Source organism: Nocardioides sp., assembly GCF_030655615.1.
GTDB lineage: Bacteria > Actinomycetota > Actinomycetes > Propionibacteriales > Nocardioidaceae > Nocardioides.
In genome coordinates this window covers 1-7,929 of the sequence record NZ_JAURVJ010000167.1, presented here as the reverse complement: position 1 = coordinate 7,929, position 7,929 = coordinate 1, and the positions used below count along the sequence as shown (strand labels likewise).

Here is a 7,929-nt window from a genome sequence, read left to right as displayed (position 1 = left end):
CGAGCACATCGTCCGGTACCCCTCGGGGACTGGAACGAAAGGTTCCTGATGTCGCACCTCCCGAGCACGCCCCTGCGCCTCACGATCGGCGTCGTGGGCGCCGGTCGCGTCGGCGCCGTCCTGGCCGCCGCCCTGCGGACCGCCGGCCACGAGATCGTGGCGGCCGCCGGTGAGTCCGACGCCTCCCGCCGGCGCCTGGCCGACCTGCTGCCCGGCGTACCCGTCGACAAGCCGAGCGCCGTCGCGCGGGCCTGCGACCTGCTGCTGCTGACGGTGCCCGACGACATGCTCGGCAACGTGGTGCGCGTGCTCGCCGACAGCGGGGCGCTCCGCGAGGGCCAGTACGTCGTCCACACCAGCGGCCGGCACGGCCTCGCCGTCCTCGCGCCGGCGACCGCGGTCGGCGCCCGCCCGATCGCCCTGCACCCGGCGATGACGTTCTCGGGCACCTCGGTCGACCTCGACCGGCTGACGGGTTGCGTGTTCGGCCTGACCGCCGAGCCCGAGGAGCGCGAGCTCGCCGCCCAGCTCGTCAGCGACCTCGGCGGCCGGTGCCTGTGGGTGCCCGAGTCGCGCCGCGCGCTCTACCACGCGGGTCTGGCCCACGGCGCCAACCACCTCGTCACCCTGGTGACCGAGGCGATGGAGATCCTCGCCGCGGCCGGTGCCGACGACCCCGCCGCCACGCTCCGCCCGCTGCTCACCGCGGCCCTCGACAACGCTCTCGAGCACGGCGACGCCGCGCTGACCGGCCCGATCGTCCGCGGCGACATCGGCACCCTCCAGGCCCACCTCGACGGCATCCTCGCCGAGGCCCCGCAGACGCTGCCGTCCTACCTCGCGCTGGCCCGCGCCACCCTGAGCCGTGCGGTCACCGACGGCCGCCTGCTGCCGATCCGGGCGATGAAGATGAGCGAGGTGCTCGACGAGGCCGCCGCCGCTGCCCGGCCGGTCCGCTGGACCACCTGACCGTGGCGAGCCCCCGCCCGGCACCCCGCCTCGTCACCACCCGCTCCGAGCTCGCCGACGCGCTGACCGCGTCCCGGCGCGCGGGGGAGCGGGTCGGCTTCGTGCCGACGATGGGCGCCCTCCACGCGGGTCACGCGAGCCTGATGGACCGTGCCCGCGCCGAGGTCGGTGCCGGCCCGGTCGTCGTCTCGGTGTTCGTCAACCCGCTGCAGTTCGGCCCGGGCGAGGACCTCGACCGCTACCCGCGCACCCTCGACGCCGACCTCGAGGTCTGCGGGGAGCAGGGCGTCGACCTCGTCCTAGCCCCCGCGGTCGACGAGGTCTATCCCGCCTGGCCGCCTGCGGTCACCGTCGACCCCGGCCCGCTCGGGTCGGTCCTCGACGGCGCGAGTCGTCCGGGCCACTTCGCCGGGGTGCTCACGGTCGTCGCCAAGCTGTTCGGCCTGGTGCGTCCCGACGTCGCCGTGTTCGGCCAGAAGGACTACCAGCAGCTCGTGCTCATCCGCCGGATGTCCGCCGACCTGTGCCTGGGCGTCGACGTCGTGGGCGCGGAGACCGTCCGCGAGCCCGACGGGCTGGCCCTGTCCAGCCGCAACCGCTACCTCGACGCCGAGCAGCGCCAGGCCGCGCTCGCCCTGAGCCGCGCGCTCCGTGCCGCGGCCGAGGCGTCGTCGTACGGCGTGGCTGCGGCGCTCGACTCCGCCCGGGCCGAGCTGCGCGCGGCACCGGGCGTCGACCTCGACTACCTCGAGATCACGCTGCCCGACCTCTCGCCGGTGCCGGACGAGCCCGCGCCCGGCACCGAGGCACGCGCTCTCGTCGCTGGTCGGGTCGGCAGCACGCGGCTCATCGACAACGTGCCGCTGACCCTCTCCTCGTCTCCCGGACTAGCCTGAGCGGATGCCCACCGCCGTACGCCGTGTCCCGGGCCGGCTGACCGCCCCTGAGCCCGGCTGGACCACGCAGGCCGACGTCGTCATCGTCGGCTCCGGGATCGCCGGCCTCACCGCCGCGCTCCGCCTGCGCGCCGCCGGGGTCGACAAGGTCCTCGTCGTCACCAAGGACCGGCTGGCCGCCGGATCGACCCAGTGGGCCCAGGGCGGCATCGCCGCCGCCCTCGGTCCGGGCGACACCCCTGAGCAGCACGCCGTCGACACCCTCGTCGCGGGGGCCGGTGCGTGCGACGCCGAGGCGGTGCGGGTGCTCGTCGACGAGGGACCCGAGGCGGTCCGCGAGCTGATCGCGCTCGGCGCGGTCTTCGACCACGACGCCGACGGCGAGATCTCGCTGACCCGCGAGGGCGGCCACCACCGCGACCGGATCGCCCACGCGGGCGGCGACGCGACCGGTGCCGAGATCCAGCGGGCCCTGATCGCCGCGGTCGGTGCGGCCCCCGAGATCGAGGTCATCAAGCGGGCCCTGGCCGTCGACCTGCTGCTCGACGCCGACGGTGGCGTCGCGGGCCTGACCCTCCACGTGATGGGCGAGGGGCAGCGCGACGGCGTCGGCGCCGTCCACTGCCGGGCGGTCATCCTCGCCAGCGGCGGCCTCGGCCAGGTGTTCAGCCAGACCACCAACCCGTCGGTCTCGACCGGCGACGGCATGGCCCTGGCGCTGCGCGCCGGCGCGACGCTGCGCGACCTCGAGTTCGTCCAGTTCCACCCGACGGTCATGTACCTCGGTCCCGACTCCCACGGCCAGCAGCCCCTCATATCCGAGGCGGTGCGCGGCGAGGGCGCCTTCCTCGTCGACTTCGAGGGCGAGCGGTTCATGCAGGGCGTCCACGAGCTCGCCGACCTCGCCCCGCGTGACGTGGTCGCCAAGGCGATCATGCGGCGGATGCTCGACACCGGCCACCCGCACATGTGGCTCGACGCCCGCCACCTCGGAGCGCCGTTCTGGGAGCGGCGCTTCCCGACCATCCTGGCGACCGCCCGCGCCCACGGCGTCGACCCGGTCACCCAGCTCATCCCGGTCGCGCCCGCCTGCCACTACGCCTCGGGCGGCGTGCGCACCGACCTTCTCGGCCGCACCGACGTCCCCGGGCTCTACGCCACCGGCGAGGTGGCCTGCTCCGGCGTCCACGGCGCCAACCGGCTCGCCTCCAACTCGCTGCTGGAGGGCCTCGTCTTCTCGCGCCGGATCGCCCAGGTGCTGCCGGGCGAGCTCCGGCCGTGGAGCGAGCCGGCCACCGACCCCCGGACCGCCGGCCTCGTGTCCGGCGAGGTTCGCGACGAGCTGCAGGAGGTGATGACCTCGCGCGTCGGCGTGCTCCGCGGTGCCGCCGGCCTGGCCGAGGCCTCCGCGGTCCTCGACAAGCTCGGCGGCCAGGGCTCGACCGTGGTCGACCTCGCGGCGTGGGAGACCACCAACCTGCTCACCATCTCGGCCGCGCTCACCGAGGCGGCCACCCTGCGCGAGGAGACCCGCGGCTCGCACTGGCGCGACGACTTCCCCGAGCGCGACGACGCGCGCTGGGCGGGACACGTCGACACCGTGATGAGCGACGGCGTCGCCGAGGTGAGGTTCCACCCGGCGCCCGCGACCGACGGCGGGCTGCACGCATGAGCTGGACGTCCTACGACGACCTCCCGGCCGCACTGGTCGCCGAGCTGGGCGACGCCGGGCTCGACCCGCGCGCCGTGCACGCGCTCGTGGTTGCGGCCCTCGAGGAGGACCTCCCCGGCGGAGCCGCCGACGCGACCAGCACCGCCACGATCGGCGACGACGCCCGCGCGGTCGGTGACTTCAACGCCCGCGAGCCCGGCGTCGTCGCCGGTCTCGGGGTCGCCGTGCTGGTCTTCCACACCGTCCTCGGTGACGACCTCGTCGTCGAGCACCGCGTCCCCGACGGCACCGTCGTCGCGCCCGGCGACTCGGTGCTGCGGGTGGCCGGCCCGACGCGCGGCCTGCTCACCGCCGAGCGCACCGCGCTCAACCTCGCCTGCCACCTCTCGGGCGTCGCCACCGCGACCTCGCACTGGGTCGCCGCGCTCGAGGGCAGCCGCGCCCGGGTCCTCGACACCCGCAAGACCCTGCCCGGGCTCCGCGCCCTGCAGAAGTACGCCGTCCGCTGCGGTGGGGGCGTCAACCACCGGTTCGGCCTCACCGACAAGGCGATGGTCAAGGACAACCACGTCATCGCCGCCGGGGGCGTCGTCCCCGCCTTCGAGGCCGTGCGCGCGGCCTACCCCGACCTCCCCGTCGAGGTCGAGGTCACCGACCTCGACCAGCTGCGCGCGCTGCTCGACGCCGGCTGCACCGAGATCCTGCTCGACAACATGGACGACGAGACGATGGCCGAGGCGGTCCGCATCACCGCGGCCTCGTCCACCGGCGCGAGCCTCGAGGCCTCCGGCGGGCTGACCCTCGACCGCGCCCGCGCGGTCGCCGCCACCGGTGTCGACTTCATCTCGGTCGGCGCGCTCACGCACTCGGTCGTCGTCTTCGACCTCGGCCTCGACCTGCAGGACCAGGAGTAACCCATGCCGCTGCTCGCGGTCGACGTCGGCAACGCCCACACCGTGCTCGGGCTGATCGACGCGAGCTCGGTGTCGGCCGACTGGCGGGTCTCGACCGACGAGCACCGCACGGCCGACGAGTGGGCGGTGCTATTCCGCGGACTTCTCGGTCGGCGCCTCGAGAGCATCGACGGGATTGTCGTCTGCTCGACCGTTCCGGCGGTCACCCAGGCCGGTCGTGACATGTTGTCGCGGCATTTCGGCGACGTCCCCCACCTGGTCGTCGGACCCGGCGTCCGCACCGGCATTCCGGTGCTCATGGACAACCCCCGCGAGGTGGGGACCGATCGCATCGTCAATTCGTTGGCGGCGGCAACCGGTTACGGCGGTCCGGCCATCGTCGTCGACTTTGGCGGGACCGCCACGACTTTCGACGTGGTGAATGCGGCGGGGCACTACGTCGGGGGCTGCATCAGCCCCGGAATCGAGATCTCCCTCGAGGCGCTCGGGCGCCGCGGCGCGCAGCTGCGACAGGTCGAGCTGGTCCGTCCGCGCTCGGTCATCGCCAAGAACACCGTCGAGGCCCTGCAGTCCGGCCTGGTGTTCGGCGTCGCCGCCCAGGTCGAGGGCCTCGTCGAGCGGATGATCGAGGAGCTCGACGTCGACCCCGAGACCGTCTCGGTGATTGCGACCGGATATCTCGCGCCGCTCGTCATCGACGAATGCGACTGCTTCACCGATGTGGACCCCTGGCTGACGCTGAAAGGCCTCGAGCTGGTCTTTCATCGAAATGGGTGAAACACAATGTCTCGGTAATTCGCTTCGTCGATTAGGTGTGCCATAGTGGGATATCCCGAGATTCCCCACACTCAACATCGAAGGACTTAGAAATGGCACAAAAGGTCAACATCGTTCTCGTGGACGACCTCGACGGGACCGAGGCGGAGGAGACCGTGGCTTTCGGTCTCGACGGCACTTCCTACGAGATCGACCTCAACACCAAGAACGCAAAGGCATTGCGCGAGTCGCTCGCCGGATATGTCGGATATGCCCGCAAGGTCCCGACCTCGCGTCGCACCGGCGGCACCCGCAAGACCGCCGCCGCGGCCACCAACGGCGGCACCAGCGCCGCCGAGATCCGCGAGTGGGCCCGCTCCAACGGCTACGAGGTCCCCGAGCGCGGCCGCATCCCCGGCAACGTGCGCGAGGCGTTCGAAGCCGCCAGCTGACACCCACGACGGCCACCCGAGCCCACCCGCGACCGTTCCAGGTCGCGGGTGGTCTTGTTCGCTCTCAGCGGACTCCGTTGGGGTGTTCCACGGAACGCGTAGGCTGGCCGAGGGGTTAGACCTCCCGTACCCCTCTCTCCACCCAGGAGTGGGCGGGACCCCACAGGACTTTCGAGGAGTTGCGCATGTTCGAGCGGTTCACAGACCGAGCTCGCCGGGTGGTCGTGCTGGCCCAGGAAGAGGCCCGCATGCTCTCCCACAACTACATCGGGACCGAGCACATCCTGCTCGGCCTCATCCACGAGGGAGAGGGCGTCGCCGCCAAGGCGCTCGAGAGCCTCGACATCTCGCTCGAGGCCGTGCGCGCGCAGGTCGAGGAGATCATCGGGCAGGGCCAGCAGGCGCCGTCCGGTCACATCCCCTTCACCCCGCGGGCCAAGAAGGTCCTCGAGCTGTCGCTGCGCGAGGCGCTGCAGCTCGGCCACTCCTACATCGGCACCGAGCACATCCTGCTCGGCCTGATCCGCGAGGGCGAGGGCGTCGCAGCCCAGGTGCTGCAGAAGCTCGGCGCCGACCTCAACCGGGTCCGCCAGCAGGTCATCCAGCTGCTCTCGGGCTTCCAGGGCAAGGAGTCGACCGCCGCGGCCGCCGCGCAGTCGAGCGGCGGCGACGCGCCGTCGTCCTCGCTCGTGCTCGACCAGTTCGGCCGCAACCTCACCCAGGACGCCCGCGAGGGCAAGCTCGACCCCGTGATCGGTCGCGAGACCGAGATCGAGCGGGTCATGCAGATCCTGTCGCGCCGCACGAAGAACAACCCCGTCCTCATCGGTGAGCCGGGCGTCGGCAAGACGACGATCGTCGAGGGCCTGGCCCAGGACATCGTCAAGGGCAACGTGCCCGAGACGCTCAAGGACAAGCAGATCTACACCCTCGACCTCGGCGCGCTCGTGGCCGGCAGCCGCTACCGCGGCGACTTCGAGGAGCGCCTCAAGAAGGTGCTCAAGGAGATCCGCACCCGCGGCGACATCGTGCTGTTCATCGACGAGATCCACACCCTCGTCGGGGCCGGTGCGGCCGAGGGCGCGATCGACGCCGCCAGCATCCTCAAGCCGATGCTGGCCCGGGGCGAGCTGCAGACGATCGGTGCGACGACCCTCGACGAGTACCGCAAGTACCTCGAGAAGGACGCCGCCCTCGAGCGCCGCTTCCAGCCGATCCAGGTCGCCGAGCCGTCGATCGCCCACACGATCGAGATGCTCAAGGGGCTGCGCGACCGCTACGAGGCCCACCACCGCGTCACGATCACCGACGAGGCCCTGGTCTCGGCGGCGACGCTGGCCGACCGCTACATCTCCGACCGGTTCCTGCCCGACAAGGCCATCGACCTCATCGACGAGGCCGGCTCGCGGCTGCGCATCCGCCGGATGACGGCGCCCGCCGACCTGCGTGAGTACGACGACAAGATCGCCGAGGTCCGCTCCCGCAAGGAGGGCGCCATCGACGGCCAGGACTTCGAGGCCGCGGCGCGCCTGCGCGACGAGGAGAAGCAGCTCATGCTGCGCAAGTCCGAGCGCGAGAAGCAGTGGCGCGCGGGCGACATGGACGAGGTCGCCGAGGTCGACGAGGAGCTCATCGCCGAGGTCCTCGCCGTCGCGACCGGCATCCCGATCGTCAAGCTCTCCGAGGAGGAGTCGACCCGACTGCTCAACATGGAGGACGAGCTGCACAAGCGCGTCATCGGGCAGGACGAGGCCGTCAAGGCCATCTCCCGCGCGATCCGTCGCACGCGTGCCGGGCTCAAGGACCCCAAGCGCCCCGGCGGCTCGTTCATCTTCGCCGGCCCCTCCGGTGTCGGCAAGACCTGGCTGTCCAAGACGCTCGCCGACTTCCTGTTCGGCGACGAGGACTCCCTGATCCAGCTCGACATGTCGGAGTTCTCCGAGAAGCACACCGTCTCGCGGCTCTTCGGCTCGCCTCCCGGTTACGTCGGCTACGAGGAGGGCGGCCAGCTCACCGAGAAGGTGCGCCGCAAGCCGTTCTCGGTGGTGCTGTTCGACGAGGTCGAGAAGGCCCACCCCGACATCTTCAACTCGCTGCTGCAGATCCTCGAGGAAGGTCGCCTGACCGACTCGCAGGGCCGGGTCGTCGACTTCAAGAACACCGTCATCATCATGACGACCAACCTCGGCACCCGCGACATCAACAAGTCGATCCACCTGGGCTTCAACCAGAGCGGTGACGCGGCCGGCTCCTACGAGCGGATGAAGAAC

Annotated in this window: 7 protein-coding genes; all 7 read left to right on the top strand. The window is 71.9% G+C overall.

All coding sequences use genetic code 11. The features are described 5' to 3' along the window. Window positions 1-969: Rossmann-like and DUF2520 domain-containing protein (locus tag Q7T52_RS13920; protein WP_370692325.1), on the top strand; the 969-nt coding region annotated here is incomplete at its 5' end. Between the two features lie 2 nt (window positions 970-971). After that, window positions 972-1,865, top strand: a complete 894-nt coding sequence (panC, locus tag Q7T52_RS13915; protein WP_304803466.1) for a pantoate--beta-alanine ligase — start codon at window positions 972-974, stop codon at window positions 1,863-1,865. 4 nt (window positions 1,866-1,869) lie between these two features. After that, window positions 1,870-3,537, top strand: coding sequence for an L-aspartate oxidase (locus Q7T52_RS13910; RefSeq protein WP_304803464.1), 1,668 nt, complete (start codon window positions 1,870-1,872; stop codon window positions 3,535-3,537). Further along, window positions 3,534-4,451, top strand: a complete 918-nt coding sequence (gene nadC / locus Q7T52_RS13905; RefSeq protein ID WP_304803462.1) for a carboxylating nicotinate-nucleotide diphosphorylase — start codon at window positions 3,534-3,536, stop codon at window positions 4,449-4,451. Before Q7T52_RS13910 ends, nadC begins: the two co-directional genes overlap by 4 nt. A 3-nt stretch (window positions 4,452-4,454) precedes the next feature. Then, entirely contained in the window at window positions 4,455-5,228 is a 774-nt protein-coding gene (locus tag Q7T52_RS13900; RefSeq protein ID WP_304803460.1) for a type III pantothenate kinase, read from the top strand. A 92-nt stretch (window positions 5,229-5,320) separates the two neighbouring features. Then, window positions 5,321-5,659, top strand: coding sequence for an Lsr2 family protein (locus tag Q7T52_RS13895; protein WP_304803458.1), 339 nt, complete (start codon window positions 5,321-5,323; stop codon window positions 5,657-5,659). A 185-nt stretch (window positions 5,660-5,844) separates the two neighbouring features. Continuing rightward, window positions 5,845-7,929: ATP-dependent Clp protease ATP-binding subunit (locus Q7T52_RS13890; RefSeq protein ID WP_304803456.1), on the top strand; the 2,085-nt coding region annotated here is incomplete at its 3' end.